27 protein-coding genes are annotated in these 25,650 nt (G+C 70.4%); 13 read left to right on the plus strand and 14 right to left on the minus strand.

Annotation, left to right across the window (positions count from 1 at the left end):
• Positions 1–2: 2 nt before the first annotated feature.
• The 5 genes from ACTWP9_RS16750 to ACTWP9_RS16770 form a co-directional block, all read right to left on the minus strand.
• Positions 3–980: a hydroxyacid dehydrogenase gene (locus tag ACTWP9_RS16750; protein ID WP_443246953.1), complete on the minus strand. Its 978-nt coding sequence runs from the start codon at positions 978–980 to the stop codon at positions 3–5.
• Positions 981–1,059: 79 nt separating this feature from the next.
• Entirely contained in the window at positions 1,060–2,676 is a 1,617-nt protein-coding gene (locus ACTWP9_RS16755; protein ID WP_443246954.1) for a glycoside hydrolase family 43 protein, read from the minus strand.
• 17 nt (positions 2,677–2,693) lie between these two features.
• Positions 2,694–3,698: a carbohydrate ABC transporter permease gene (locus ACTWP9_RS16760; protein ID WP_443246955.1), complete on the minus strand. Its 1,005-nt coding sequence runs from the start codon at positions 3,696–3,698 to the stop codon at positions 2,694–2,696.
• Positions 3,695–4,576 carry a carbohydrate ABC transporter permease gene (locus ACTWP9_RS16765; protein WP_443246956.1) on the minus strand — a complete coding sequence of 294 codons (882 nt, stop codon included), beginning with the start codon at positions 4,574–4,576 and terminating at the stop codon, positions 3,695–3,697. The genes ACTWP9_RS16760 and ACTWP9_RS16765 overlap by 4 nt, the downstream gene beginning before the upstream one ends.
• The gene (locus ACTWP9_RS16770) at positions 4,573–5,889 is read right to left on the minus strand and encodes an ABC transporter substrate-binding protein (protein ID WP_443246957.1); all 1,317 of its coding nucleotides are present in this window, start codon (positions 5,887–5,889) and stop codon (positions 4,573–4,575) included. Before ACTWP9_RS16770 ends, ACTWP9_RS16765 begins: the two co-directional genes overlap by 4 nt.
• 261 nt (positions 5,890–6,150) lie before the next feature.
• Here ACTWP9_RS16770 and ACTWP9_RS16775 point away from each other — a divergent pair, with 261 nt between their 5' ends.
• The 3 genes from ACTWP9_RS16775 (at position 6,151) to ACTWP9_RS16785 (ending at position 10,017) form a co-directional block, all read left to right on the plus strand.
• Complete coding sequence (locus ACTWP9_RS16775; RefSeq protein ID WP_443246958.1) at positions 6,151–7,416, plus strand: alginate lyase family protein; 1,266 nt, start codon at positions 6,151–6,153, stop codon at positions 7,414–7,416.
• A gap of 305 nt (positions 7,417–7,721) precedes the next feature.
• Positions 7,722–8,768, plus strand: a complete 1,047-nt coding sequence (locus ACTWP9_RS16780; RefSeq protein ID WP_443246959.1) for a LacI family DNA-binding transcriptional regulator — start codon at positions 7,722–7,724, stop codon at positions 8,766–8,768.
• A gap of 109 nt (positions 8,769–8,877) precedes the next feature.
• The gene (locus ACTWP9_RS16785; RefSeq protein WP_443246960.1) at positions 8,878–10,017 is read left to right on the plus strand and encodes a LacI family DNA-binding transcriptional regulator; all 1,140 of its coding nucleotides are present in this window, start codon (positions 8,878–8,880) and stop codon (positions 10,015–10,017) included.
• A 214-nt stretch (positions 10,018–10,231) separates the two neighbouring features.
• Here ACTWP9_RS16785 and ACTWP9_RS16790 read toward each other — a convergent pair whose 3' ends face one another.
• Positions 10,232–10,684: a hypothetical protein gene (locus ACTWP9_RS16790; protein ID WP_443246961.1), complete on the minus strand. Its 453-nt coding sequence runs from the start codon at positions 10,682–10,684 to the stop codon at positions 10,232–10,234.
• Positions 10,685–10,711: 27 nt separating this feature from the next.
• Here ACTWP9_RS16790 and ACTWP9_RS16795 point away from each other — a divergent pair, with 27 nt between their 5' ends.
• Positions 10,712–10,885, plus strand: coding sequence for a hypothetical protein (locus tag ACTWP9_RS16795; RefSeq protein ID WP_443246962.1), 174 nt, complete (start codon positions 10,712–10,714; stop codon positions 10,883–10,885).
• A 30-nt stretch (positions 10,886–10,915) separates the two neighbouring features.
• Here the strand turns inward: ACTWP9_RS16795 and bla are convergent, their stop codons facing one another.
• Entirely contained in the window at positions 10,916–11,851 is a 936-nt protein-coding gene (gene bla, locus ACTWP9_RS16800) for a class A beta-lactamase (protein ID WP_443246963.1), read from the minus strand.
• A gap of 162 nt (positions 11,852–12,013) precedes the next feature.
• On the opposite strand from bla, the gene ACTWP9_RS16805 reads away from it, so the two are divergent.
• The 3 genes from ACTWP9_RS16805 to ACTWP9_RS16815 all read left to right on the plus strand — a co-directional run bounded on the left by ACTWP9_RS16805 (position 12,014) and on the right by ACTWP9_RS16815 (position 15,235).
• Positions 12,014–12,970: a LysR family transcriptional regulator gene (locus ACTWP9_RS16805; RefSeq protein ID WP_443246964.1), complete on the plus strand. Its 957-nt coding sequence runs from the start codon at positions 12,014–12,016 to the stop codon at positions 12,968–12,970.
• Entirely contained in the window at positions 12,967–13,869 is a 903-nt protein-coding gene (locus ACTWP9_RS16810; RefSeq protein WP_443246965.1) for a serine hydrolase, read from the plus strand. Before ACTWP9_RS16805 ends, ACTWP9_RS16810 begins: the two co-directional genes overlap by 4 nt.
• Positions 13,870–14,038: 169 nt before the next feature.
• Complete coding sequence (locus ACTWP9_RS16815) at positions 14,039–15,235, plus strand: right-handed parallel beta-helix repeat-containing protein (RefSeq protein WP_443246966.1); 1,197 nt, start codon at positions 14,039–14,041, stop codon at positions 15,233–15,235.
• A gap of 61 nt (positions 15,236–15,296) precedes the next feature.
• Here the strand turns inward: ACTWP9_RS16815 and ACTWP9_RS16820 are convergent, their stop codons facing one another.
• From ACTWP9_RS16820 to ACTWP9_RS16830, 3 genes are all read right to left on the minus strand, one after another.
• A complete protein-coding gene (locus ACTWP9_RS16820; RefSeq protein ID WP_443246967.1) occupies positions 15,297–16,076 on the minus strand; it encodes a hypothetical protein in 780 nt (259 codons plus the stop codon).
• Positions 16,076–16,636, minus strand: coding sequence for a SigE family RNA polymerase sigma factor (locus ACTWP9_RS16825; RefSeq protein WP_443246968.1), 561 nt, complete (start codon positions 16,634–16,636; stop codon positions 16,076–16,078). The genes ACTWP9_RS16820 and ACTWP9_RS16825 overlap by 1 nt, the downstream gene beginning before the upstream one ends.
• A gap of 127 nt (positions 16,637–16,763) precedes the next feature.
• Positions 16,764–17,048: a hypothetical protein gene (locus tag ACTWP9_RS16830; RefSeq protein WP_443246969.1), complete on the minus strand. Its 285-nt coding sequence runs from the start codon at positions 17,046–17,048 to the stop codon at positions 16,764–16,766.
• Between the two features lie 100 nt (positions 17,049–17,148).
• Here ACTWP9_RS16830 and ACTWP9_RS16835 point away from each other — a divergent pair, with 100 nt between their 5' ends.
• From ACTWP9_RS16835 to ACTWP9_RS16855, 5 genes are all read left to right on the plus strand, one after another.
• Entirely contained in the window at positions 17,149–17,727 is a 579-nt protein-coding gene (locus ACTWP9_RS16835; protein ID WP_443246970.1) for a TetR/AcrR family transcriptional regulator, read from the plus strand.
• 223 nt (positions 17,728–17,950) lie between these two features.
• A complete protein-coding gene (locus ACTWP9_RS16840; RefSeq protein ID WP_443246971.1) occupies positions 17,951–18,571 on the plus strand; it encodes an L-threonylcarbamoyladenylate synthase in 621 nt (206 codons plus the stop codon).
• Positions 18,572–18,602: 31 nt separating this feature from the next.
• A complete protein-coding gene (locus tag ACTWP9_RS16845) occupies positions 18,603–19,022 on the plus strand; it encodes a contact-dependent growth inhibition system immunity protein (protein ID WP_443246972.1) in 420 nt (139 codons plus the stop codon).
• A gap of 163 nt (positions 19,023–19,185) precedes the next feature.
• A complete protein-coding gene (locus tag ACTWP9_RS16850) occupies positions 19,186–20,010 on the plus strand; it encodes an LLM class F420-dependent oxidoreductase (protein WP_443246973.1) in 825 nt (274 codons plus the stop codon).
• A 16-nt stretch (positions 20,011–20,026) separates the two neighbouring features.
• On the plus strand, positions 20,027–20,458 hold the full coding sequence (locus ACTWP9_RS16855; protein ID WP_443246974.1) for a TIGR03668 family PPOX class F420-dependent oxidoreductase: 432 nt from the start codon (positions 20,027–20,029) through the stop codon (positions 20,456–20,458).
• A 31-nt stretch (positions 20,459–20,489) separates the two neighbouring features.
• On the opposite strand, the gene ACTWP9_RS16860 is transcribed toward ACTWP9_RS16855, so the two are convergent.
• The gene (locus ACTWP9_RS16860) at positions 20,490–20,987 is read right to left on the minus strand and encodes an RDD family protein (RefSeq protein ID WP_443246975.1); all 498 of its coding nucleotides are present in this window, start codon (positions 20,985–20,987) and stop codon (positions 20,490–20,492) included.
• Positions 20,988–21,030: 43 nt separating this feature from the next.
• Positions 21,031–21,570: a CbrC family protein gene (locus tag ACTWP9_RS16865; RefSeq protein ID WP_443246976.1), complete on the minus strand. Its 540-nt coding sequence runs from the start codon at positions 21,568–21,570 to the stop codon at positions 21,031–21,033.
• Between the two features lie 154 nt (positions 21,571–21,724).
• Here ACTWP9_RS16865 and ACTWP9_RS16870 point away from each other — a divergent pair, with 154 nt between their 5' ends.
• Positions 21,725–21,883: a hypothetical protein gene (locus ACTWP9_RS16870; protein WP_443247021.1), complete on the plus strand. Its 159-nt coding sequence runs from the start codon at positions 21,725–21,727 to the stop codon at positions 21,881–21,883.
• 19 nt (positions 21,884–21,902) lie between these two features.
• Here the strand turns inward: ACTWP9_RS16870 and ACTWP9_RS16875 are convergent, their stop codons facing one another.
• Both ACTWP9_RS16875 and ACTWP9_RS16880 read right to left on the minus strand, forming a co-directional pair.
• Positions 21,903–24,557: a SpoIIE family protein phosphatase gene (locus ACTWP9_RS16875; RefSeq protein ID WP_443246977.1), complete on the minus strand. Its 2,655-nt coding sequence runs from the start codon at positions 24,555–24,557 to the stop codon at positions 21,903–21,905.
• Between the two features lie 241 nt (positions 24,558–24,798).
• Positions 24,799–25,512, minus strand: a complete 714-nt coding sequence (locus ACTWP9_RS16880) for a GntR family transcriptional regulator (protein ID WP_443246978.1) — start codon at positions 25,510–25,512, stop codon at positions 24,799–24,801.
• Positions 25,513–25,650 lie beyond the last annotated feature (138 nt).

Consider the following 25,650-nt stretch of genomic DNA (forward strand, 5'->3'; position numbering starts at 1 on the left):
GCTCACGCCACCCGGTCCAGATCGGGCGCGTGCACCCGGTGCGCAAGCGGCAGCCCGGAAGCCAGCCGCTCCAGTTCCTCCACCACGCTCAAGCCCAGCCGGCGCAGCTCGTTGCCGTGCGAGCCGGCGATGTGCGGGGTGAGTACGGCGTTGGGCAGCTCGTACAGCGGCGAGTCGGGCGGCAGTGGTTCCGGGTCCGTCACATCCAGTACGCCGGTCAGCCTGCCCGCCACCAGTTCCCGGGTCAGCGCCGTGGTGTCCACCAGGCTGCCGCGCGCGGTGTTGATGAGCACCGCGCCGTCCGGCATCAGCGCCAGCCGCTCCGCGTCCAGCAGACCGCGCGTCTCCGGGGTCTCCGGCGCGTGCACGCTGACGGTGTCGCAGGTACGCAGCAGCTCCTCCAGCCCCGTACGGCGGGCGCCGAGCCGCGCGGCCGTGGCGTCGTCCGTGTACGGATCGAACAGCAGCGTCTCCACGTCGAACCCGCGCAGCAGTGCGAGCACCCGACGGCCGATGCGGGAGGCGCCGATGACGCCGACGCGCCGCCCCCGGTTGCCGATGCCGGAGTGGATGAGGCCCAGGGTGAAGTGCCGCTCCGCACGGTAGCGTTCACCCAGCCCCAAGGCGTTCTTGCCGGTCAGCAGGATCATCGCGAGCGTGTACTCGGCAACCGGCACCGCATTGGCGTCGGCAGCCGTGGAGACAGCCAGCCCCCGTTCCCAGCAGGCGGGCGTGACCAGTCCCTTCACCGACCCGCCCGTATGCAGCACAGCCCGCAGCCGGGGCGCGGCCGCCAGCACCGCCGCGTCCACCGGTGGGCAGCCCCAGCCGGTGACGAGCACGGTGGCGGCGGACAGCGCCGCCCGCATTCCGGGTGCCTCGAAACTGTCGGCGACAGCCGCCAGGTCGGCCTCCGCACAAGCGGCCAACCGTGCGTGCAGATCAGGAGGGAAGAGCCGGGGCAGATGCTCCGGACTCATGGCAAACGCCACAACAGGACGAGATTTTTCGAGCACAGACGGCCTTTCCAAGACAAGAGCGAGCGCGTCCCGATGAGGATCAGTGGTCGCGCAGGCTGAACCACCCGAAGTCCGCAGGAGAGCGACCACCGTCCAAATCCTGTGCGCAGAGCCCGACATGTGCACCGGTGAAGCGGAGCCGCGATCCGTAGTCGTCGGACAACCTGGTGGCATCGCACTCCGGACCGACCTGTCGCCAGTCACACCCGTCCGGGGAGGCGGAAAACCGCATCACCGGCCCGTCGAAGACGACCCGCAGATACAGCAGCGGCCAAGCGTCCACGGCGAGCTCACTCTCCCGCAGCTCGCTGTAGGCGCCCTGGTCGGCGCAGACGACCCCCAACACCCGGCCGCGGCCCTCACTGTGGCCGGCCCGCAGGTAGTAGTGCGTTCCGGTGTCGTACCAGCAGATCAGCCCGGCCAGCTGCGAAAACCGCGACGGGCGGAAGTCCAGCACCGTTTCGGCCTCGCACCGCACCGAGGGCAACGGCCTTGCCACCAGGCTCTGCTCGAACAACGAGAACGTGCTCCGTCGCCCGCGCAGCCGCAGCCAGCCGGGGCGCTCGGCGAGCGACAACCACTCCGGACCTGCCGGAGTCCGCAACGTACTCCACTCCGGCCCGAGCTCGGCAGCGTCGAACTCGTCCCGTACGGGCCGGGAGAAGCCGGGCGCCGCATCCCGCGGGGCACTCATGGGCGCGGGGACCTCGGCCCGCGGTCTGACGGTGCCGTGCGCGAGGCGGGGCCACCCCTCCTCGGTCCAGGTAACCCGCTGAATGCAGGTCTCCCGGCCCAGTACGCAGCGTGGCCCTTGCGGGGTGTGCAGCGGGCGGGAAGCCAGATGTGCCAGGAACCACTCACCCTCGGGCGTCCGCACCAGTTCGCCATGGCCCGCCTTCTGGAACGGCTCCTCGGGCGCATCGCGGGTGGTGAGCAGCGCGCCCGCCGGGTCGAGGGAGTAGGGGCCCGTCAGCTTGCGGGAGCGGGCGGCGCGGATGCCGTGGTTCCAGCCGGTGCCGCCCTCGGCGAGCAGCAGGACGTACCAGCCGTCGCGCCGGTAGAGGTTGGGACCCTCGATCAGCTCGTCCTTGTGGCGGAGGATGTTGACGGGCTCCCCGATGAGGGACTGCTTTTCGGCGTCGTACTCCTGGAGCAGGATCCCGTCGAACGACGGCCGGTCGGGGCGGTGGTCCCAGCGGGTGTTCAGCAGCCAGGTACGCCCGTCCTCGTCGTGGAAGAGGGACGGGTCGATGCCGGAGGAGTTCAGATAGACCGGCTCCGACCAGGGGCCCAGCACGTCGGGCGCGGTGGTCAGGAAGTTGTCGATGTCCTTGTAGGGCCCGTCCGTGGTCCGCACCACGCTGTACGCGAGCCGGAACAGCCCGTCGTGCCAGGACAGCGAGGGCGCCCATACGCCGCCGGAGTCGGGCACGCCGCGCAGGTCGAGCAGGCCGGGGCGGTCGAGGATGTGACCGAGCAGCTCCCAGTGCACCAGGTCCGCCGAGCGGTGGACGGGAACGCCCGGGTACCACTCGAAGGTGGAGGTCGCCAGGTAGTACCAGCCGTCCGCGTACACGAGGCTGGGGTCGGGGTGGAAGCCGGGCAGCACGGGATTGCGGATCACGGGGGGCGGCGAGGTCGTCGGCAGGGTGTTCAAGACGGTTCTCCTGCGGGTCACTTGAGGCTGCCGAGCGTGACGCCCGACTTCCAGTACCGCTGCATGGCGAGCATGATCACGGTGAGCGGGATGATCGAGAGGAAGGCGCCGGTCAGCACCAGCGTGGTCAGATCGATCTCGGAGTCGGTGCGCTGCGCGTTCCAGAAGTACAGGCCGATGCTCAGTGGCCACTTGTCCTCGCCGCGCAGCATGGTCAGCGGCAGGAAGAAGTTGTTCCAGTTGCCGACGAAGGAGAGCAGGAAGACCGTCGCCGAGCCGGTCGTCATCAGCCGCAGCACGATCCGGAAGAAGATCCGGACCTCGCCCGCACCGTCCACCCGCGCCGCCTCCAGCAGCTCGGCGGGGACGGCGCCGTCGACATAGACCTTGGAGAGGTAGACCATGAACGGGTTGATGGTGAAGGGGATCAGCACGCCCCACGCCGTGTCCGCCAGCCCGATCTTGGAGAACAGCAGATAGAGCGGCATGGTCAGCAGGGCCTGCGGCAGCAGGAACGAGCCGACCACGACGCCGAGCCCCAGCCTGCGCCCGGGGAAGGAGAACCGGGAGAGCGCATATCCGGCGGCGACCGACACCAGCATGCACAGCAGGGCACCGGCTCCGGCGTAGAGCACGGAGTTGAGCGCCCAGCGCAGGAAGATGCCGTCGTTGTAGTCGAGGACGGTTCTGACGTTGTCGAAGAAGTGGAAGTCGTCGAACCACAGCCCGTTGGAGTAGAGCAGGCCCTGCTGGTCCTTGGTGGCGGAGACGATCAGCCACCACACGGGCGCCACCGAGTAGAGCGCGAACAGCACCAGACCGACGAGGACCAGGATCCGGGAGCGCCTGGACCGGGAGACGCCGACGGGCAGTTCGTCGTCGTGCCGTCGGCCACGGTGGGTCCGGGCCCGTCCACCCCGGCCGATACGCCCCGCGCCGCCTGCATGTCCGGCGCCGCTGCCGCTGCCGGGACCGGCGCGCCCGGCGGTCTCCGGCGAGCTTCCACTCGCTGTGATGGTCATGACTGTGCCCTGTTCGTGAGCTTGTAGAAGAGGAACGAGGCTCCGCCGGCGACCAGGGCGAGAATCACCGAGAGCGCGGCGGCGTAGTGGTAGTTGTTGCTGTCGAACGCCTGGTTGTAGACGGCCAGGATCGGGGTGTAGCTCTTGGTGACGGTCTCCGGCGCCGTGGTGCGGAACAGCAGCGGCTCGTTGAAGAGCTGGAGTGTGGCGATGATGGAGAGCATCCCCGTCAGCACCAGGGCGCCGCGCACGAACGGCACCTTCACCGACAGCGCGATCCGCAGCTCGGAGGCGCCGTCCACCCGTGCGGCGTCGAAGAGTTCGCGCGGGACGGCCTGCAGGGCGCCGTAGATGATGAGCATGTTGAAGCCCATATGGATCCAGGTGAGCAGATTGCCCATGGAGACCCAGATCAGCCCGGACGCGTAGAAGTCCGCGTGGATGCCGATGGCCTCGAGCGCGTCGGTGAGCGGGCCCAGCCGCGGGCTGTAGATGTAGAGCCACATCAGTGCCGCGACGATGCCGGGGATCATGTACGGCACCAGGAACGCGAAGCGGTAGCGGTGTGCGGTCCTGCGGGTGATGCCGTCCAGCAGCAGCGCCATGACCAGCGCCAGTCCCAGCATGATCGGGATCTGTACGCAGGCGAAGACCAGCACCCGGACGACTCCGGCCCAGAAGGCGCCGTCCTGGAGGCCCCGGGTGAAGTTCTCCAGGCCGACGAAGACCTCTTGCTGGGTGCCGATGCCCAGGCCGCCGCTCTCGATGCTGAAGAGGCTCTGGTAGAGCGCGTAGCCCAGCGGTGCGACGAACGTGAACAGGAATCCGAGGTAGAACGGGACGGCGAAACCGGCGCCCCGGAACGCGTGGCGCCTCATTCGACCACGTTCACCTTGCGCTGCTTGAGGTCCTTGACGACCCACTTCTGCATGTGCGGAAGGATGTCGGCGACCTTGATGTCACCGGCCATGGCCTTGCCCCACTGGTCGGCCAGCTCCTCGTACATGGCCTTGGAGTTGGGCCCGTACTGCCAGCCGTCGGCGAACTTCGCCGACTTGTTGATGATCGGCACCGCCTTCTTGGCGTGTGTGCCCATCAGCTTCCCGGGCACGACCTGGTCCAGGTGTGGCTGGGGGTCCTTGACCGCCGGGTACCAGCCCGCGGTCTTCGGGCTGCCCATGGTCTCCACGGGCTTGTCGCTGGTGGCGAGCCAGACGGCGGCCTGCACCGCCTCCTTGGAGTGCTCGCACAGTTCGGGGACCATCAGCCCGTAGGTGTCGCCCGGTGAGACGGGTGTGCTCTCGCCCGGCGTGGTGAAGTTGGGTGCAGGCTCCCAGTTGCCGAGGGTCTTCTTGATCTGCTGCTCGAAGGACGAGAGCTGCCAGGTGGACAGCTGCCGGGAGGCGATCTTGCCCGCGTCGTACTCGCGGATCATGGCGGCGTAATCGGCGTAGCTGATCTTGGAGACCAGCTTCTCGTCGAGCATCTTCTGCATGATGCCCGCGGCCCACTTGGAGTTCTCGTCCGTGAAGTCGATCTTCCAGGCGTCGCCCTCGACCTGGTACCAGCGGGCTCCCGCCTGCCAGGCCATGTTCATCCACGTCGAGGGGTCCTCACCCGCGAGGTTGAAGACCTTCACGCCGTCCTTGCGGAGCTTCTTGCCCGCCTCGATCAGCTCTTCCCAGGTACGGGGGTACTTCAGGCCCGCCTTGTCGAAGACCTCTTTGTTGAAGAGGGTGAACATCGGCTGGCGTGCGTCCGGGACGCCGTACGTCTTGCCGCCGATGCTCAGCGCTTCGACGGCGCCGTCCGAGAGCTTGCCCTTGCTGGACTTGAGATCCCCCGCGATGTCCTTCAGCACGCCCTGCGCCATCAGCATGCTGCCCTCGCGGTTGTCCGTCTGGACCAGGCACGGGGACTTGGACTTGTCGCCTGCCTTATGCGCGTTGTTGAGCTGGTTGGACATCTTGTCCTGGGGCACCTTGACGAACTTGATGGTGATGTCGTCGTGCGCCGCGTTGAACGCCTTTGCGGCCTGCTCGGCGCCCTCGGCACCGCTCCACATCTCCAGCGTGACCGGGCCGGAGGAACCGCCGGAGCCGGAGCCGCCGCAGGCGGCGAGCGTGAGGGAGAGGGCGCAGGCGGTGGCTGCGGCCAGGAGGCGCTTTCTTCCGATGCCGCGGTGCGTCATGAGTGGTCTCCTACGGAGGGTGAGAGGGAGGAGGGGGAGGGGGAGGCGAGGGTGCTGCCGTCGGCGATCCCTTCCGGGAGGGAGTAGAAAACGGTTACCGAGGAAGGCGCCGTCAGGTTCACAGGGCCGCAACCGGTGCGGAACCTCTGCGGCGAGACACGAAAGTTTCGGATGGCGGCAGCCGGGTTCGTACGCCGGTGGGAACACGGTTACCGTCGGCTCCCTCAACCCCCCACCCCTCGCGGAAAGAGGGCACCCCCCATGAGCCGTAAGGACAACGCACACCGCAACGACCTCAGCCGTCGCCGTCTCCTCAAGGGCACCGCACTCGGCGCGGGCGCGCTTGCCCTCCCCGGCATTGCCTACGCCACTACCGCGGACAGCGATCCGGAGCAGAACAAGGCCGGTACCAAGGCCGAGGCCGCCGCTCTCACCCACCCCGGAATGCTGCACAGCGCCGACGACTTCGCGCGCATGGCCGAGAAGGTCAAGGCGGGCGCCGACCCCTGGAACAGCGGCTGGAAGCGGCTGACCGCCAACTCGCACTCAGCGGCCGGGTGGACGCCCAGACCGGTGGAGACCGTCGTCCGCGGCGGCGAAGGCCAGAACTACCCCCAGCTCTACAAGGACATCCACGCCGCCTACCAGAACGCGCTGCGCTGGAAGGTCAGCGGCGACACCGCGCACGCCGACACCGCGCGGGACATCCTCAACGCCTGGTCGGGAACGCTGAAGACGGTCACAGGGAACGCCGACCGCTTCCTCGCCTCCGGTATCTACGGCTACCAGTTCGCCAACGCCGCCGAGATCATGCGCGGCTACGAGGGCTTCGACCTGGCCCGCTTCCAGGACATGATGGCCGGCGTCTTCTACCCGATGTGCGACGACTTCCTCAAGAACCACAACGGGGCCTGCATCACCAACTACTGGGCCAACTGGGATCTGTGCAACATGGCCGCCATCATGGCCATCGGGATCCTCAACGACGACCAGGCCAAGTTCGACCAGGCGGTCGACTACTTCCACAAGGGCGAGGGCAACGGCTCCCTCGCCCACGCGGTGCCCTTCCTGCACGAGGGCGGACTCGCCCAGTGGCAGGAGAGCGGCCGGGACCAGGGTCACACCATCATGGGCATCGGCCTGATGGGCACCGTCTGCGAAATGGCGCTCAAGCAGGGCACCGATCTGTACGGCGCCGACGACAACCGCTTCCTGAAGGCGTGCGAATACGTCGCCAAGTACAACAACGATGAGAGCGTGCCGTTCCGCACCTACGAATGGGGCAGCGGCCAGAACTGCAAGCCCATGCAGCAGACCGTCATCTCCGCCGCGGGCCGCGGCCAGGTGCGCCCCGTCTGGGAACGGGTCTACCACCACTACCACTACCGCAAGGGCCTCGAGACGCCGTACATGTCGGCGATCGCCCGCAAGCAGAGCCCCGAGGGCGGCGGTGGCGACTACGGCTCGACCAGCGGCGGCTACGACGAACTCGGCTTCGGGACTCTCACCCACGTGCTGGAGGCTTAGCCCCGACGGTGAGCGCCGGGCCCGCACGATGAGCACCCGGCCCGTTCGGTCCGCGATGCGGGTGCGGATTCCCCGGGCCGGCGGCTGGGCAATTCGGCCGCGTTGCCCCTTAATGTCGACCGAAATTTCGACCGGTTCGATATACCGGTCAAGAAGAATTTCTCGCAGGTTTCGAGGACTTCAACAGAATGCGCCACCGCCGTAATGTGAGGTCGTTCGCCCCAGCTGTCCGCTTTCCGCGCGCACCCGCAGTGCGTTGTGCGTCACCGATTCCCGGTAGCGGAAAGGGAGGAGAGGAGAGCGAGATGACGCGTATCGAACCCGGTTCGGCGGGACCCACTCTCGCCGTGGTGGCCCGTGCGGCGGCCGTCTCGATCCCGACGGCCTCGAAGGTGGTCAACGGCCGCCAGGACGTCGCCCCCGACACCCGCCGCCGGGTCACCGAAGCACTGGAGGCGCTGGGTTACGTACGCCGCCCGCGCCTCACCCCCCGGCAGCCGCCGCCGGTCGTCGACCTGGTGGTGCACTCCTTGGACAACACCTGGTCCGGGGCCGTGCTGCGCGGCGTGGAGGAGGCGGCACACCAGGCGGGCCTGGAGGTGATGGTCTCGGCGGGACTGACCCGCACCCGGGGCGGCAGACCCGAGCGCGGCTGGCTCGACAGGCTGGCTCTGCGCGGCACTTCGGGCGTGCTGTTCAACCTCGCCGAGCTGACCCCGACGCACCACGCCTGGCTGGAGCAGCACCGGATCCCGTACGCCATGATCGACCCGGTGGCCGATCCGCCGCCCGGTGTCCTCACTGTCCGCGCGGCCAACGAACCGGGTGCGCACAGCGCGGTCGCGCATCTGCTGAGGCTCGGCCACGTCAGGATCGCCGTGATCGGCGGCTACCGCCGAAAACAGTGCAGCGGAGCGCGGGTTGCGGGCTATCGCGCCGCGCTGGCGGCGGCCGGGCTGCGCCCGCGCCCCGAATACATCCGTTACGCCAACTTCGACACCGGCCTCGCGCGCGAGCGCACCCGGGAACTGTTCGCGCTGGACGAGCCGCCCACCGCGGTCTTCGCCTGCTCGGACCCGATGGCGCTGGGCGTCTACCAGGCGCTGGCCGAACTGGGGTTGCGGGTGCCGCGGGATGTGAGCGTCGTCGGCTTCGACGACCTGCCGGAGGCGGAGTGGGTGACACCCGCGCTGACCACCGTTCGGCAGCCGCTGGGCGAGATGGCGGCCACCGCACTGCGGCAGTTGCTGCGGATACGCGAGGGACGGGTACCGCCGGACACCAGGACCGAGCTGCCCACCCGATTCGTGGAACGGCACAGCACCGCGCCACCCCAGGGCGCCTTCGTATGACCAGGGTTTCGAACAACGACCGCCGTACCGAACACTGCCCGGGCAGTAACCGGTTACCGTTACCAGGAAGGTCAGGAGGACTCCGTATGCCGAACCAGGGTGCAGCCGGATGAGCGTCGACAACGGTGCCGGCGCCGCCACCCGCGCGGGCAACCGGGACGGGCGCCGGGCGACCATCCGCGATGTCGCCGCGCGTGCCAACGTCTCCGTGGCCACCGTCTCGCGCGTCCTGGCCGGCAACTACCCCGTCACCTACGGCACCCGGACCCGCGTACTGCGGGCTGTCCGCTCCCTCGACTATGTCGCCAACGCGCATGCGCGGGCGCTGGCCGGCGGCGGCCCCGAGTCCGTCGCGTTCGTACTGGAGGACATCACCGGGCCGTCCTTCGCACATATCGCCGCCGGTGTCGAGCAGGAGACCGCGAAGCGCGGCCGGCTCTGTCTGGTGTGCACGACCCATGGCGACAAGCGCCGTGAGGAGGACGTCGTCACGCTGATGCGCGAACAGCGGGCCGCCGCGGTCATCCTCGCGGGCGGCGCCGAACGCACCGCCGAGTACCGCGAGCGCATCACCGCGTTCGCGCACCAGCTGGACGCCGCGGGCTCGCGACTGGTGCTCTGCGGACGCCCGGCGCCCGAGGTGCCGCCGGGCGGTGAACTGCCCGTCACGCTCGTCGAGTACGACAACGAGGGCGGGGCCTTCGGCGCCACCGCGCATCTGCTCTCGGCCGGGCACCGGCGCGTGCTGTTCCTGGGCGGGCTGAGCGCCAACACCACCGTCCAGGAGCGCCGCGCCGGATACCACCGCGCCCTGGAGTCCTACGGTCTGGCGCCCGACCCCCCGCTGGTCGTCGACACTCGCTTCACCCGTGAGGGCGGACTGCACGGCATGCGCGGCGTGCTCGCGGGACACCGTGCCGAGCCCGGTTTCACGGCCGTCTTCGCGGCGACCGACATGGTCGCGCTCGGCGCCCTGGAGGCGCTGCGGGAGGCGGGCCTGCGGGTTCCCGAGGACGTCTCGGTGGTGGGCTTCGACGACATCCCCGTCTCCCGCGAACTCTCCCCCGGGCTGACCACGGTGCACGTCCCCTACGAGGAACTGGGCCGCAGCGCGGTACGGATGGTGTTGGAGCGCCGCGACAGCACGGACGGCGGTGGAGCGGAGGAGCAGCGTGTGCGGCTCGGTACCCATGTGGTCGTCCGCGGCTCCACGGCCCCACCGCCGCGCGTACCCGGCGAGTACGCGTAGCACATGTGCACGTACCGAGGCCGGGCCATGGGCGGACGACAGCGGTGCGGTGCTGATCTTCGATACCGAACGCCCCGAACTGGAAACCCTCATGGCCGCCGACCCCTACTTCCGCACGCCTGGTGTGCAGATCCTCGGCGTCCGCGACTGGGCGCCGATCGTGCGCCTGCCGGGCGGGGTATGCCCGTACGGTGACGTTCCGCACCCCGGGCGCTCACAGCGCGATCGCGCGGTGGCTCAGCGCCGCGTCGGTGATCTCCTCGGCGGAGGCGTCCCGCAGCTCGGCAGGAGGGTGGAAGAGCAGATCGGCCGCGCGCGGATGGGGCACGTTGGCTTCGAACAGCCGCAGGTAGTAGCCGACTTCGGCGTCGTCGGCCAGGATCCGGCGGACGATTTCGACGAGCTCGTCGCGCGTGATGTCGGGCACCCTCGGGCGGGCCGGCCGGGCGGCTTCGCGTGCGAAGTCCTCCAGGCTGCGCCACCCGTAGTACTCGGCGAAGTCGAGCGGTGTGTACGGGTGCCCGGTGCTTCCGGCGAAGGCGGCGACGGCGTCGTCCGCCGGTTCGCCGCGCGCGATCAGATCCGAGATCCGCTCGATCTCGCGGCTGATCGCCTCCAGACGCCGTCGGTCGACGGGTGGTGGCAGCAGTTCGGGGCGCAGGTCCATGTTCGGCATTGTCCGGTGTTCGGGCAGGTGGCGTGGGCACGTTCGGTGGGCGGGCGGCTCGATGAGCCGGGTGGCCACCCGCACCTCGATGCCGCCGCTCCCCAGCTGCGGGAGGTCACGTCCGCGCAGCTCTTCGAAGAGGAACTGGCGGTGCTCATCCGCGCCATCGAGTCCGTAGTACGCCCTGAGTGCCCTGAGTGATCTGGGTGCCGCGCAAGACACCCCGGGCACCTACCCCAGCTCGTCGGCAACGACGGAGGCGGCCTCGGACACCAGCTTGTCGTCGTACTCGGCGTCCTGCTCCTTGCGCTTGGACAGGACCGTCACCACGAGCGGTGCCTTGCCGGGCGGGCGGACGACGGCGATGTCGCCGCGGCTGGCGTAGCGGCCGGCGCCGCTCTTGTCGCCGACACTCCAGCCCTTCGGGAACCCGGCCTTGATCAGCGTCTTACCGGTCGGGCTGTCCTTCATCCAGGCGTTGAGCTGCTTCTGCTCCGGCTTACCGAGGCCGTCACCGAGCGTGACGGCGCGCAGGTCCCTGGCGAAGGCACGGGGAGTGGTGGTGTCCCGCTTGTCGCCCGGTGTCGCCTCGTTGAGCTCCTGCTCGTATCGGCTCGCCCGGGTGACGTCGTCGCCGAGCTTTTCGAGGAAGGCGTCGAGCGCCTTCGGCCCGCCCAGGTCGCGGAGCAGTAGGTTGTCCGCGGCGTTGTCGCTGTGACGGACAGTTGCCGCACACAGTGCGCGCAGCGTCATCCCCTCGTCGACATGTTCGCCGGTGACGGGGGAGTGGGGGAGCAGGTCGTCCTTCTGGTACTTGATGACCTTGTCGAGGCCGCCGGTCTTGTACTTCTCGAGAATCGCGGCAGCCGTGAACGCCTTGTGGGTGGAGGCATAGGCGAACCGTTCGTCCGCGTGGTAGGAGACCTCCTGCCCGCTGCCGGTGTCGACGGCCTGGACACCGAGCCGCGCGTCGTACTTCCGCTCCAGCTTCTTGAACGCCGCTGCCGCCTTCTTCGGCGCGGCGGCGGACGCCGAGGACGCCGAGTCGGAGGGCTTGGCGGCCTCCGCGTCCGCCGTCCCGTCGCTTCCGCAGGCCGTCAACGGCAGGGAGAGCGCGAGCGTGCCGAGTGCGCCCAGTGTGGCGCGGCGGATCCTGGTCGTACGCATGGTGGTCGATACCTCCGACTGTGCAGGTGCTGGTGTACGCGGTCCCCCGGGTTCGACCAGCAGCCTGCCGTGCCGGGAGTCATGCCGTCCAAGACCGGATCGCGCCAGTTGATGCACGATCCGCATAGTTGGCAGTACCGGCGGCCGCATAGAGTGGCGGGCGTGGATCTTGTGGGTGCCTGTCGTGCGTTCGTACACGTCAGCGAGCGCGGCAGCTTCACCGTGGGCGCGGCGGCCGCGCACATGTCACAGTCGGTCGCCAGCCGCCGCGTGGCCGCGCTGGAGCAACACCTCGGCGAGCGGCTGTTCGAGCGGAGCTCACGCAGGGCGCGGCTGACCCCCTTCGGGCGCGAACTGCTCCCCGCCGCACGGCGGCTCGTGCTCGCCGCCGAGGAGCTGGAGCACGAGGCGGGGACCGCCCGGCACAGGCCCGTCCGGCTCGCCGTCCCCGACACCTGTCCGGCGCCCGGCCTGGCCCGCCTGGCGGCCACGGCCCGCCGGCACGGCATCACCCTGGACCTGCGTACCGCTGCTCCCGCGGTACGCCCCCACCTCGTCCGCTCCCAGCAGGTGCGGGCCGCGCTCGTCGCGGTGCCGCCCGACCAGGCGCGCTGGCACGTACCGCTCGGGCTCGCCGGTGTCGCGCAGCCGCAGGGCAGGCGCCTCTACCTGGAGACGCTGCGCCCCCGGCGCACCGACCAGGGCCCGCCCCGCCGCGTCTGGCTCCAGCCCGAGGACGACGTCCCGCACATCAGGGACCGGGTGACACGGCTGCGTGATGCCGTCGGGCTGCGCCCCGCACAGCTGTCCGTCGCCGCCGGCCTCACGCAGGCGGCGGCGGAGGTGTTCTCCTCCTCGGACCTGCTGCTGTGCTCGCCCTTGCAGGCCCAGGAGTTCGCGCTGCACTGGCGCCCCCTCGGGGAGCTCGGCCTGGAGCGGACGTTCGGCCTCCTCGCCGCGGAGGAGGGCGACGCCGAACGCCTCAGTACCCGGCTGGGCGACGCCCTCGCGCACTGCCTGGGCGCCGGCGGAGAAGCCGAAGCCGAAGTTGAAGCCAAAGCCAAAGCCAACATCGGAGTCGACGCCGACGCCGAACAGCAGGCCAAGGGAAGGGCATGACGGCCGAGCCTCTGCTGCGCGAGCTGCGCCAGGCCCTGCGCGACGGCGGTCTGTCCGGCTCTTTCCTCGTACGCGACCTGCGGACAGGGGACGAGCTGGGCATCGAGCCGGACACCGAACTGCCCGCCGCCTCCCTCGTCAAGGTGCCCCTCGCCGTTGCGACGCTCGACCGTATCCGGCGCGGTGAGCTGGACGGTGCGCAGCAGTTGGAGGTGCAGCCCGGCCGCGTCACCAAGCCCGGCCCCACCGGGCTCACCAGGTTCCGGCACCCGGCCCGGGTCGCCCTCGACGACCTCCTCTACCTGAGTACCTCGCTGAGCGACAACGCCGCAGCCAACGCCCTGTTCGACCTCACCCCTCCTGGTGACGTGGATGCCGTGCTGCGCGAGCTCGGCATCCGAGGCATCGCCGTGCGGCACTCGCTGGCCGGACTGACCGGTACCCCTGACGAGCATCTGCCGCCGGACGCCGCGGACCTGGCACACTCCCTCGCCATAGGAGCCGGCACCAGCGGCCACGGCCACCGGCTGCCGCAGCTCGATGTGACCCGTGCCAACGCCGGCACCGCGCGGGCCTTCGTGGACCTGCTGCAAGCACTCTGGACTCCCTCGGCGGTCCACCCGGACGTGGCCGCACGCGTGCGCTCGCTCATGGCCGACAGCGTGCAGCGCCAGCGGCTCGCCCCGGACTTCAGCTCCGACGCCGCCACCTGGTCGTCCAAGACCGGTACGCTCCTCAACCTCCGCCACGAGGTGGGCGTGGTGGAGCACGACGACGGTGCCGTCTTCGCCGTCGCCGCCCTCACCGAGTCCCGCGTCCCCGCGGCGGCCCAGCCCGGCGCGGAAGCCCTGATGGCCCAGGTCGCCCGCGAACTGCGGGACCACCTCCGGCACGGCTGAACCGGCGAACTGCCGTCGGACCGCCTCCAGCCGGGGCTGCGTACCGTGCCGGCGAGCTGACCGTACGGTCGAGCTACGTGATCGCTGCAACCTTTCCGGCGTGGGCGGCAACCAGGTACCGGACGCGCAAGTGGATCAGGCGCGTCCACCGTCCACAGAAGGAGCAGCAGTGACAGGCACACCGAAGCACCGTCGCAGAAGAAGCCTTACCGCCATAGCCGTTGCGGCGGCAGCCGCCACCGGCGGTGCGGGCTACTTCGCGATCGCTTCGCCCGACGGCGCCCGGGCGGCGGCCAACACCGTCGTCGTCGCCACCGACGGCGACGACAGCGGCGCGGGCACGGCCTCCGACCCGTACGCGACCCTTGAGAAGGCGTTCTCCGTCGCGAAGGCGGGCACCACCATCCGGGTCAAGTCGGGGACGTACTACCCGAAGCAGAGCCTCAAGAGCGAGGAGAGCGGAACCGCCGACGCGCCGATCACCCTGGAGCCGTGCGGCAGCGGTGAGGTGAAGGTCGACGGCTCGAAGCTGCCGGAGGGCGAGTGGCTCGTCGGCCTCTCCGGCAACTACTGGAACGTGCACGACATGCGCTTCCAGAACGGCCCCGCGCACGGCTTCGTCGTCACCTCCTCCACCGGTGGGGTCTTCAAGAACCTCACCACCGACGGCAACGGCGACTCCGGCTTCACGCTGCGCGGCGAGAACACCAACGACAACCTGGTGGAGAACCTCGACTCCTCCAACAACTACGACCCGGAGAACCACGGCCAGAACGCCGACGGCATCGCCGTCAAGTTCGGCTCCGGCAAGGGCAACAGGGTCGTCGGCGCCAGGCTGTTCAACAACTCCGACGACGGCATGGACCTGTGGAAGTTCGAGTCGGGCATCACCGTCGAACGCTCCTGGGCCTACGGCAACGGCGAGAACCGCTGGAACGACGGCGCCTTCGAGGGCAACGGCAACGGCTTCAAGCTCGGCGGCGACGGCACTGCCGCAGACCACGTCGTGCAGTCCAACGCCGCCTGGGACAACGCCCAGCACGGCTTCACGGAGAACAGCAACCCCGGTGCGATGTCGGTGAGCCGCAACACCGCCTATGCGAACGGGGCGTACGGCTTCTACTTCGCCGAGGGCTCGGCCGAGCTGGGCAAGAACCTTGCCGCGAACGACGCGGACGGCAAGGCGAAGACCGGGGGTTCGACCTCCTCCACCGGCAACAACTGGGACAGCGGGGTCGCCACACCGCCCTTCGCCAGTACCGATGCGAAGCCCGCCACCGGCCTGCGCGGCGCGGGCGGTGCGCTGCCCGACTCGGAGTTCCTGCGGGTGGACCCGGCGGCCGGGATCGGCGCCCCCATGAAGTGAGAGCGCCGAGGCGCTGATCGGCCCTGGCGGCCCCGCCTTCGCGGGGCTCGCCAGGGCGGCGCTACCCGATCCCGCCGCCTACCGCGTACGCGCGGCCCGCGGCAGTGGCCGAGACCGTGTAACTGTCGTCGCCCGTGCTCCGTTTGCCGGAGCCGTGGTCGTACTGCCCGGCGAAGACATGCTTGCCGGGCGGCACGGTGCGGTCCTTCTTGAGCGTCCAGCGGTAGACGAGCGTGCCCCCGGCGTGCCGTACGTCCACGTCGAAGTCCCGGGACGGGCGGGTGCGCCAAGAGCCGGTAGAGCTCAGCGGTGAGCTCTCCGCGATCCGTAGCTCCACGGTCAGCGCGGTGAGCCGTTTCGCGGACCGGACGGTGACCTCGGTCTGCGACCAGTAGTCGTTGCCGCCCTCGGCGGCCGAACCGCTCGACCGCAGCGGCCCGTCGACCGCCGGCAGCCTGTCGGCCGTGCCGGTCCCGCCGGACCCCCCGTTCCCCTCGGTCCCGGCGGGACCGGCCGAGGTACGCACCGTCGGGGCTCGGCCGTCCCCGGCGATGTGCCTGTCTTCGTGCCTGTCTTCGTGCGGTGCCCACAGCGCGGTCGCGCCGCCGATACCGAGCACCATGACGACGGCGCCGACCGCCGCTGCCGCCCGTGGCCAGGCCCACCGGCGCGGTGCCGGGCCACGGCGTTGCCGCTGCCGGGTCCCGGAGTCCTGGGTGCCGTGCGCGATCCGGTCGAGCATCCGTGCGCGGTCCGGCTGGTGGGCGTCGGCAGCCGCGCGCAGCCGGGCGCCGAGCCGCTGCTCCGCCTCGGACTCCGCCCGCTCTTCGCGCACGTTCATCAGGTGTACCGTCCCGTCCTTCTTCCGCGCAGCGCCAGTACGGCCTCCACGCTACGGTCCGTACCCTGCTCGGCGGGCTCCAGCAGCCGGGCTAACTCGGCCATTCCGCGCGACGCCTGGCTCTTCACCGTGCCGGTCGAGATCCCCAGGATGCGTGCCGTGTCCCGTTCCGAGACGTCGAAGGCGTGCCGCAGCACCACGCAGGCGCGTCTGCGGAACGGCAGCCGGGCCAGCGCCTCCCGCACATCGACCACGGTGGGCACGTCGGGGCCCTCGGCGGGCTCCTGGTGCCGGGACCAGAACAGCGCGACCCTGCGCCGTTCACGGGTGCGGCTACGCATATGGCTGCGCGCGAGGTTGGTGACCACTCCGCGGGCGTACGCGGCCGGGTGGTCGGCGGTGCGCACCCGGTCCCACCGGTGCCAGAGCGCGACGAAGGCGTCCGCGGTGAGATCGTCCGCCTCTTCCGCGTCGCCGAGCAAGAGGTAGGCCAGGCGGGCGAATTCGGTGTGGTGCCGCTCGAAGAAGACGTGGAACTCACCCGTCGGGGAAGGCGGCACGGAGCCCCTCCTGTTCGATATCCCGGACACCTATCGTTATTCCGCACATCCCCCGTGCGGCGGTGAGGCTACCAGGACTCCCGGGGCTCCGGACCCCGTTGTGACGGCGGCGGTTGACCGCCGGTCGTCATCTCGCGCGAACGGTGAAGATCTCGCGGGGCTTGTACTCGCGCTCGTCGAAGCCGACGATCGGGCCCAGTTCGCGGGCCGCGGCGAACGCAGCGCCCAGGGCTTCCTCGGACTCGAATCTGCCGGAGGTGATGACGGCGTCGCCGTCGGTGGTGGCCCAGATGTCGGCGGACAAGAAGCCCGCCCTCGACTGGAGGAACTCCTTCACCTTGTGCGTCCGGCCTACGAACTCCTCGAAGTGCTCGGGGCGCGGGTAGTGGAAGGCGATGAATCCAGCGGTCATCTCTCTGCCTCCGAATCAGCTATACGATGGCGTATAACCAGGAGGCTAGCGCCGTATATACGGCGGCGTATACGGGGCGAGAGGTGAGGTGGGACACATCGTGGGCGCTGTACGCACGCCGCGGGACAGGTGGATCGAGGAAGGGCTGCGGGCACTGGCCGCCGGCGGTCCGGACGCCGTCCGCGTCGAGGCGCTGGCCAAGTCGCTCGGCGTCACCAAGGGCGGGTTCTACGGGTACTTCGCCGACCGTGACGCGCTGCTGGAGGCGATGCTGGACACCTGGGAGCGGGAGAGCATCGACGAGGTCATCGACCGTATCGAGCGCGAGGGCGGCGACCCGAAGACGAAGATCCAGCGGGCCGGCATGCTCACCTTCTCCGACGACCGCCTGCTCCCCATCGACCTCGCGATCCGCGACTGGGCCCGGCGCGACGAAGCGGTCGCCGAACGACTGCGCCGGGTGGACAACCGGCGCATGGCGCTGCTGCGCGAGATGATCGGCACCTTCTGCTCAGACCCCGACGAGGTCGAGGCCCGCAGCATGCTCGCCTTCTGCGTGGCGATCGGCGAGCACTTCATCGCCGCCGACTATCCGGGCCGTACCCGCGCCGAGGTCCGCGCCCGCGCGGCCGATTTCTTGCTCGACCGCGGCCGGAAGGCGCCCCGCGACGGCCGTTAGCCGCACGCCGCCCCGGCCCTCTCCGTTGTTCCGGTGAGGGGTGCCCCTGCCCGGATCGCGCGGGCTGCGGGTTCGTCGTGGCTGGTGGGGGCACCTCCCGGCCGGAGTCCCCCAGCCTCCGGCCGGGCGGTACCCCCAGGGGAGCAGTTCCCCGCGCCCCTTCGGGGGCGCAGCCCCCATGCCGGGTGTGCAAGGTCCGCCGGGCAAGTCATAGGCTCGGCGGATGGCGAAGTACTTCGACGTGCACCCTGAGAACCCGCAGCGGCGCACCATCAGCACCGTGGTCGACAGCATCCGGGCAGACGCACTCATCGCGTATCCGACAGACTCCTGTTTCGCTCTGGGGTGCCGGCTGGGCAGCCGGGACGGTATGTCCCGTATCCGGTCCATCCGGAACCTCGACGAGCGGCACCACTTCACGCTCGTATGCCAGAACTTCGCGCAGCTCGGCCAGTTCGTGCACGTCGACAACGACGTGTTCCGCGCGATCAAGGCGGCCACGCCCGGCCGCTACACCTTCATCCTCCCCGCGACGAAGGAGGTGCCCCGCAAGCTGCTGCATCCGAAGAAGAAGACGGTCGGAGTCCGCATCCCCGCACACGTGGTCGCTCAGGCGCTGCTGGCCGAACTCGGTGAGCCGCTGCTGTCCAGCACCCTTCTCCTGCCGGACGAGGAGGAACCGATGACTCAGGGCTGGGAGATCAAGGAGCGGCTCGACCACGTGGTGGACGCGGTGGTCGACTCGGGCGACTGCGGCACCGAGCCGACCACCGTCGTGGACTTCTCCGGCGGCGGTGCCGAGATCGTACGAACGGGCGCGGGCGACCCCGCGCGCTTCGCGTAGCCGGTACGTCGCGGAAGAGGACAGCCACGAGATGAGCCGCCTGCTCCATCTGGACCGCACCCTCGACGAGCTGGAGGGGGCGCCGTGGCCGGACCCGCCGCCCGACAGCACCGCTCTCGTCAAGAACGTGCACGCCCTGCGGAAGAAGGAACTGGCCGCGCTCACCGTCGAGGATCTGCGCACCTTGACGCTGCAGAACGTCGGCCTGCCCTTCGTCCTGCCGCTGGCACTCCAAGTACTGCGCAGGGACCCGCTGGCCGAGGGCAGGTACTACGAAGGCGACCTGCTCAGCGCCGTGCTGCGGCAGCCTGCGGAGGCGTGGAAGGTCTTCCCGGACCTGGCTGAGGAGCTCGCAGACATCGTCTCCTCCCTCTCCGGCACAACGTCCGGGACGGCGGACCATCTCGACCGCGACATCCGGGACTTCCTCGCCCGGCGTCCCGCAAGCTGAGACGACCGCCGGGCGGCGCGGAATCAGCGGTCCGTACGCCGTTCGGACGCCGTTCCGACGCAGGGAATGTTCTCCCGCACCGGAGCGGGGTACCTCGGCAGGGGCCGTGAAACCGTTCCGGAAGCGCTCCGGAACGACCGATCCCGGAACCGGAGGAGCCGCTGTGAAGTTCGGTGTCTCGACCTTCATCACCGACCAGGGCATCGCGCCGGCCGCGTTGGGACGTGCTGTCGAGGAGCGGGGACTGGACTCCTTGCTCATCGCCGAGCACACGCACATCCCGGTGGCCCGTCGCACGCCGTACCCGGCCGGCGGCGATCTGCCGGACATCTACTACCGCACGCTCGACCCGTTCGTGGCGCTCAGCGCGGCGGCAGCGGTGACCGAGCGGCTGCTGCTGGGCACCGGTGTCGCGCTGGTGGCGCAGCGGGACCCGATCAGCACGGCCAAGGCGGTGGCGTCCCTGGACCTGGTCTCCGGCGGGCGGGCCGTCTTCGGGGTCGGTGTCGGCTGGAACAGGGAGGAGATGGAGAACCACGGCACGGACCCGCGCACCAGAGGGCGTCTCGTGGACGAGAGGCTCCGGGCCATGCGCGAGCTGTGGACCGCGGACAAGGCCGAGTTCCACGGGGAGTTCGTCGACTTCGACCCCGTCTACTCCTGGCCCAAGCCGGTCCAGCGTCCTCACCCGCCCCTCTACGTGGGCGGCGGTGAGGGCGCCTTCCCCCGGGTGGCGGCCCTCGGTGACGCCTGGCTGGCCAACAGCGTGCCGCCCGGAGAACTGGGGCCGCAGATCGACCGGATGCGGAGCATCGCGGGCCGCGACGTCCCGGTGACCGTCTACGCGGTGTCGAAGAAGCCGGAGGTCATCGAGCAGTACACGCAGCTCGATGTGGAGCGGCTGTTGTTCTACCTGCCGACCATGCCGGAATCCGACACGCTGTCCTACCTCGACAAGCTCGCCGACGTCGCCGGGCGCTACCGATGAGCCGCCGGGAGCAGCAGTGCCGAACATGACGGGAGGCCAGGCGCGGGAGCGCTTCGCCGAGGCCCGGGTGGCCCGCCTCGCGACCACCGACGGCGCCGGCCGCCCGCATCTGGTCCCCGTGGTCTTCGCCGTGACCGGTGACACCGTGGTGTTCGCCGTCGATCACAAGCCCAAGCGGGCGGGACGGCTGAAGCGGCTCGCCAACATCGAAGCCGACGCCCGGGTGTGCCTCCTGGCCGACAACTACGACGAGGACTGGGACCTCCTGTGGTGGACCCGCGCCGACGGAACGGCCGCCGTGCTGCCGACTGCCGACGAATCGCCGACCTCCGCACAGCATGTGCGCCTGCTGGTGGAGAAGTACCAACAGCAGTACGGCACCCGCCCGCCCGCAGGGCCGGTCGTGGAGATCGCGGTCGCCCGCTGGTCCGGCTGGCACGCAAGCTGACGCTACGGTCCCCGGCAGGGCGCGGCGGCGCTCAGCGGCGCAGGTCACGCTTCCGTACGTACCGCAGCCCGCAGGCGTCCTCGTAAGGGTCGCCCTCCGCGCCGATCAGCGAGCGCAGCGGCTGCATCGGCAGCCAGGTCAGGCCGAGCAGCCAGCGGCGAACGGTCTGCCAGAAGCGCGGCCGTCCCGCGTCCGCCTCCCGCACCACGCGTGTCAGGAGCAGAAACTTGCCCACCGTCGCCCGGAACACCACGGCACCCAGCACCTGGTGGACGAAGGACACCCCCAAGGCACACGCGACGGCGTAGCACCAGAAGACAGCGACGCTCTCGATGCCCGTGAGACGGTGAGCGAGGCCGAGACCGGCGACGAAGGCGATCGTGCCGTCGATCAAGGCGGCGAGCACTCGGCGCTCGTCACCCACCTCGTTCGGGACCAGGGGCGGCTGTGGGTACGGATGCGGCGGCGGGTGCATGGACGGAGGGGCGTACGGCTGGTGGGCGGCCTGACGGCGCTGGTCATAGGTCACGGCCCACCATCTTGCCGTACGTCTTGCCGCGCATCCGGGGCGGCTATGTGAAGTCGGAGTACGCGAGGTGGGTCGCGCAGTGCCGGCACCGGAAGAGATACGCCGTGGGCCGGCCGCCCTCGCCCAGCGCGCCGAGGCGGTCCTCGACCTGGTCCCAGGGGCGGCCCCAACCGCTTGCCTCCTGCCGCAGTGCCTCCAACGCCTCGGGATGACCCGCGAGTTCGGCGGCCCCGGCCCGGCCGAGGAACGCGGTGCCGTCGCCGCAGTGGAAGAACCACTGCGGCTCCTGCCACGCTGAGAAGCCCGGAGTGCGTCTGTCGACCGCGGAGAAGATCTCAAGGGGTACGTCCTCGCCCAGGCAGGTCCCGGCAGTGAAGTGCGCGTCGAACCGTTCCGCGACCTCGCCGCCGGCGATGCACCACGGGCACAGCCGGCCCTTGAGGTCCTCGGCCGCGTAGACCGGACCCGTGTAGCTGTACCCGCGAGCCCGCCCGCAGCAGACGCAGACGGCCTCGGACGGAACAACTGCGCCCGTGGCGACGGGGTCGGGGTGGTACGGGAACTCAGGCAGCCGCTCAGTCATAAGCGGTGACCGTAACAGTCGTCCGGAACGGTCGGCCGTGGCTGCGGCGTTCTTGTGCTGGGCGTCGGTATGTAGTCCGCTGACTCCCATGGGGGCCCGACGGCCCTGCGCCAGGCGGCTGCCGGCGACGCCCGGCACCGGCACGGCGAGACCCGTGGCCCCTCGACGGCATACCCGTGCTGCTCAAGGACACAGGCTGCCCGTCGGCCTGCTGCTCACGGCCGGTGACCACCAGGACGCCGAACTCCTGTCGCTGGTAGCCGCGGTGGAGCACCGGCTGGATGCCTGGCGGCCCCCGCGCTATCTGCCGTAGGCCCCGGCCCCTGCAGCCCTCAGGACGGTGGTGTCGGGCGGACGGCGAGGACTGCGATGTCGTCGGTGCTGTCGGCGCCGAGCCCGATGAGGAGCTCGTCGCAGAAGACGTCGAGAGGTTCGCGTGCCAGGGCGGTCGCGTGCTCCCTGAGCGCGGCCAGGGCGTTGTCCAGGGATTCGCCGCGGCGTTCGATGAGGCCGTCGGTGTAGAGCAGCACCGTCGAGTGGGCGGGGAGCGGATCAACGGCGGTGGGCCGACGCTGCTCGGGGTCCATGCCGAGGAGCAGACCCGCCCCGTTCTCCAGGTAGCGGGTCTCCCCGTCCGCGGTGGTCAGCAGCGGCGGCAGATGCCCGGCGGAGGAGTGCTTCAGCTCCCAGGGCCCCTGCTCCGGGCCTTTGACGAGAGCGTAGACGCAGGTCGCGGTGGCTTCCCGGTACAGGCTGTGGTTGGCCAGATCCAGCCGGCGCAGCACGGCTTCGGGCGGCTCCTGGCGGTCGACGGCGATTCCGCGGAGCATGCTGCGCAGCTGGCTCATGGTGACGGCAGCTTCGAGGTCGTGCCCGGCCACATCGCCGATGACCAGCGCCGTCTCGCCGTTGGGGACGACGAAGCAGTCGTACCAGTCCCCGCCGACCTGCGCGGTGGTGGAGGAGGGGACGTAGCGGGCGGCCATCTGCAGATGCTCGACCTCCGGCAGTACGGGAAGCAGGGAGTGCTGGAGGCGTTCCGCGATGTCCCGTGTCTCCTGGTAGAGCCGGATGTTGTCCACGCCGAGCGCGAGGTTGCGGACCAGGTCGTCGACCAGGGAGAGGTCTTCCTCGGTGAACGGCCTGCTTCCCTCGTCACGGGCCACGGTCAGTGCGCCGAGGATTTCCCGGCGGGCCCGCAGCGGGGCGACCACGGCGCTGTTTCCACCCAGCTGTTCGAAGAGTTCCAGGTGTCGGGCGTCCAGCGGACTCTGGGCCTGGTTCGCCGCCGGGATCTCGGTGAACAGCAGCGGGCCCGCACCCCGCAGCACCCGGGCCAGCGGCCCGCGCGCCGCCTCCGACACCGGAGGCAGCCGGCCCTCGCGCACACCGGGGGGCATCCTCCGCGCAGCACGGTGTACGACACAGGCCCGGTCGACGCGGCCGCGTTCGTCCAGCAGGTCCAGCGCGCACCAGTCGGCCAGCCGCTCGGTCAGGATCACGCACACCTGCCGCAGCCCCTCGATCAGGTCCGGGGTGCCGCTCAGTGCACTCCGGGTGTCGGCCAGCAGGGACAGCCGTTCCAACGCCGACACGTCCGCCTTGCCGCCGGTCGGCTGTGGCGCAGGCCCACGCACGGGCTCCCGCACCGGCTCCGGGGCGGTCGGCCCGTACAGAGCGCTCGTTTCCGGTGGTGGTGCGGTCCGTTCCTTCCGCGGAGCGCGTTCCGTGGGACCGGTCGCCCGCGGGGCGAGCTGGGCGACGAACACGGTACGGCCGTCGGCCGTCTCCTGGGTCTGGATGAGCAGGCGGACAGGCACCAGGCTGCCGTCGCGGTGCAGCGCCGGCAACGGCACGGAGCGGCCCAGAATCCGGGGCCGGCCGGTGAGCAGCAAGGAAGTGAACGCCGAGACATGGCGTTTCCGCAGGTGCTCCGGAATGAGTACGGTCAGCTGCTGTCCGAGCAACTCGTCCGCCTGCCAGCCGAGCATGTCAACCGCCGGGTCGTTCGCCGCGATGATCCGGTCCTCTTCGTCGGCGGCGACGGTCGGAACCCTGCTGTCCCGCACCTGCTCCGGGTCCCACGACGTCAGCTCGGAGGGATTGGCGCCCGGTTCGCGGGGGACGACCGTCCACGCGGTGGGCTTCCCGCCGGCGAGCTGGCTGGTGATCTGGTCGAACAGCCACTTGTGGAAGATGCGGTTCTGCGGGAGGGAAGGCCGGGTGAGGAGGTGCTCGTCCCGGGCCGCTTCCTCGGCGAGGTCGAGCACCCTGCGCAAGGTGAACAGCGCCGGGGTGGTGTCCGCCGGGACCGACACCCGCAGGGAACGGATGTCCGCGTCCGAAGGCTGGTTCTCCAGAGCCTCAGTCACACAAGCGCTGAGCACGTTGCTCATGTCGTGCGCGGTGGCAAGATCCTGCGGCTGCACACCGAACCGGTCCCGGGCCGATGCGGCGAGGGTCAGCTCGCGCAGCAGCGCGTGCCTGCGGTAACGGGACGCCGTGTAGAGCGCGTCCGGCAGGTCGACCAACGTCACGGTGTCGTGGGGACCGAACGAGGGCGCCGCGGTCTCCCAACCGGAGGGCGGCGACGGCGCTTCGGCGGATCCCAGCTCGAACCACACTGTCTTGCGTTCGTCGTCGGTCTCGACCCCGTAGCGCGAGGCGAGTCTCTCGACCAGGAAGAGCCCCAGTCCCGTACTGGCGTCCGTGCGGCGCTCCTGGGACACCAGGCTCCGGGCCGGCCGACGATCGACGACCTGCACCCGAACCCTGCCGTCGACGGCCGAGGCCCACACCTCGAATCCGGTGCGGGCATGCAGCACCGCGTTCGTCACCAGCTCGCTGAGCAGCAGCTCGGCGGTGGCCACCACATCGGGTGCGACCCCGTCCAAGGCGGTGCGTACGAAGCGCCGGGCCGCCGTCACGCTCTCCGGGCGCGGGGGGAAACGCCGCGAAGGTGTTCCCGGCGAGCTGAGGTTGCCCATGGCACCAGTCTGCTTCAGCCGGCCGCCGCCCGGCCCCGCCCGCCGCGTGTGTGCTGGCCGGCGGGCCGTGTCCGGTACGCCGACGGAGTGAGGCGGGCCCACATCGGGGCTTGTGGCCGGGGACCGGGGGCCGTCCTCGGTACATGCCGGCCGGTCGGTACCGACAATCGCGACCCGGGGCGCGGTGAACGGACCGCCGGGGCCCTCCGACCCCCGCACGCGGCACCGCGAGGCTGCCGGCTCACTCCCAGACCGCGACGCTGCGCCGGACCGGGACGGCGGTGGGGTCGGTGGCGAACAGGTGGGGAGAGTGGGCGCGGATGCGCTCGATGTCGCTGAAGACCGCACGCAGATGGGTGCGCATGGCCGTACGGGCGCTGTCCGCGTCGCCGCTGAGCACCGCCTCGAAGATCTCGGCGTGCTGGGCGGCGAACTCGGCCGAGGAGGCGTGCTCGTAGAGACCGAGCCGGCGGGCCCGGTCCAGGTGGCCCTTGGCGGCGGCGACCGTGGTCCAGGCGTTGGCGTGGCCGCTCAGCCGCAGCAGCCCCTGGTGGAAAGCCTCGTCCAGGGCGAAGAACTCCTCCAGTTCCAGTCCGGGGCCGCGTTGGTGCTCCAGGTTCTCCCGCAGTTCGGTGACCACGCCGGTGTCGAGCTCGTCGGGCAGGTCCTCCAGCGCGGCCAGTTCGACCGCCTCGCGCAGGAACTGGGCGTCGGCGACCTGTGCCGGGTCCACCCGGGAGACGAAGGAGCCGATCTTGGGGAAGATCTGCACCAGCCCGTCCTGGGCCAGCATGATCAGGCTCTCCCGGACCGGGGTGCGGCTCACCCCGAGAGCGGCGGCCAGCTCGTTCTCGGAGATGGCGGCGCCCGGTGCGAGCTCCAGGGTCAGGACCATTCGACGCAGCTGGTTGTAGAGGGAGCGCCGGCTGGTCGGCCGCCGGTTCGAGTCAGCCATGCGGTCCATCGTATCGGCATGGCGGCCCGACGGGTCTCGCCGAGAAGTCGCAGGTGACGCGGTGCTCAGCTCTTGTCCGACTCCGCGACAAGTGCTTGTATACAAGTCCTGCCCGACCAGGAGCCGCCGGGCCGCTGG

Source organism: Streptomyces sp. 3N207, assembly GCF_052246355.1.
In the GTDB taxonomy this organism is placed as follows: domain Bacteria; phylum Actinomycetota; class Actinomycetes; order Streptomycetales; family Streptomycetaceae; genus Streptomyces.

What these genes read in the sequence shown, in the direction of transcription:
- bla (WP_443246963.1), bottom strand. Translation starts at nt 11,851, where the DNA reads ATGCGTACGACCAGGATCCGCCGCGCCACACTGGGCGCACTCGGCACG.
- ACTWP9_RS16750 (WP_443246953.1), bottom strand. Translation starts at nt 980, where the DNA reads ATGAGTCCGGAGCATCTGCCCCGGCTCTTCCCTCCTGATCTGCACGCA.
- ACTWP9_RS16865 (WP_443246976.1), bottom strand. Translation starts at nt 21,570, where the DNA reads ATGACTGAGCGGCTGCCTGAGTTCCCGTACCACCCCGACCCCGTCGCC.
- ACTWP9_RS16775 (WP_443246958.1), top strand. Translation starts at nt 6,151, where the DNA reads ATGAGCCGTAAGGACAACGCACACCGCAACGACCTCAGCCGTCGCCGT.
- ACTWP9_RS16770 (WP_443246957.1), bottom strand. Translation starts at nt 5,889, where the DNA reads ATGACGCACCGCGGCATCGGAAGAAAGCGCCTCCTGGCCGCAGCCACC.
- ACTWP9_RS16840 (WP_443246971.1), top strand. Translation starts at nt 17,951, where the DNA reads ATGGCGAAGTACTTCGACGTGCACCCTGAGAACCCGCAGCGGCGCACC.
- ACTWP9_RS16875 (WP_443246977.1), bottom strand. Translation starts at nt 24,557, where the DNA reads ATGGGCAACCTCAGCTCGCCGGGAACACCTTCGCGGCGTTTCCCCCCG.
- ACTWP9_RS16810 (WP_443246965.1), top strand. Translation starts at nt 12,967, where the DNA reads ATGACGGCCGAGCCTCTGCTGCGCGAGCTGCGCCAGGCCCTGCGCGAC.
- ACTWP9_RS16785 (WP_443246960.1), top strand. Translation starts at nt 8,878, where the DNA reads ATGAGCGTCGACAACGGTGCCGGCGCCGCCACCCGCGCGGGCAACCGG.
- ACTWP9_RS16820 (WP_443246967.1), bottom strand. Translation starts at nt 16,076, where the DNA reads ATGAACGTGCGCGAAGAGCGGGCGGAGTCCGAGGCGGAGCAGCGGCTC.
- ACTWP9_RS16790 (WP_443246961.1), bottom strand. Translation starts at nt 10,684, where the DNA reads ATGGACCTGCGCCCCGAACTGCTGCCACCACCCGTCGACCGACGGCGT.
- ACTWP9_RS16780 (WP_443246959.1), top strand. Translation starts at nt 7,722, where the DNA reads ATGACGCGTATCGAACCCGGTTCGGCGGGACCCACTCTCGCCGTGGTG.
- ACTWP9_RS16880 (WP_443246978.1), bottom strand. Translation starts at nt 25,512, where the DNA reads ATGGCTGACTCGAACCGGCGGCCGACCAGCCGGCGCTCCCTCTACAAC.
- ACTWP9_RS16765 (WP_443246956.1), bottom strand. Translation starts at nt 4,576, where the DNA reads ATGAGGCGCCACGCGTTCCGGGGCGCCGGTTTCGCCGTCCCGTTCTAC.
- ACTWP9_RS16845 (WP_443246972.1), top strand. Translation starts at nt 18,603, where the DNA reads ATGAGCCGCCTGCTCCATCTGGACCGCACCCTCGACGAGCTGGAGGGG.
- ACTWP9_RS16830 (WP_443246969.1), bottom strand. Translation starts at nt 17,048, where the DNA reads ATGACCGCTGGATTCATCGCCTTCCACTACCCGCGCCCCGAGCACTTC.
- ACTWP9_RS16760 (WP_443246955.1), bottom strand. Translation starts at nt 3,698, where the DNA reads ATGACCATCACAGCGAGTGGAAGCTCGCCGGAGACCGCCGGGCGCGCC.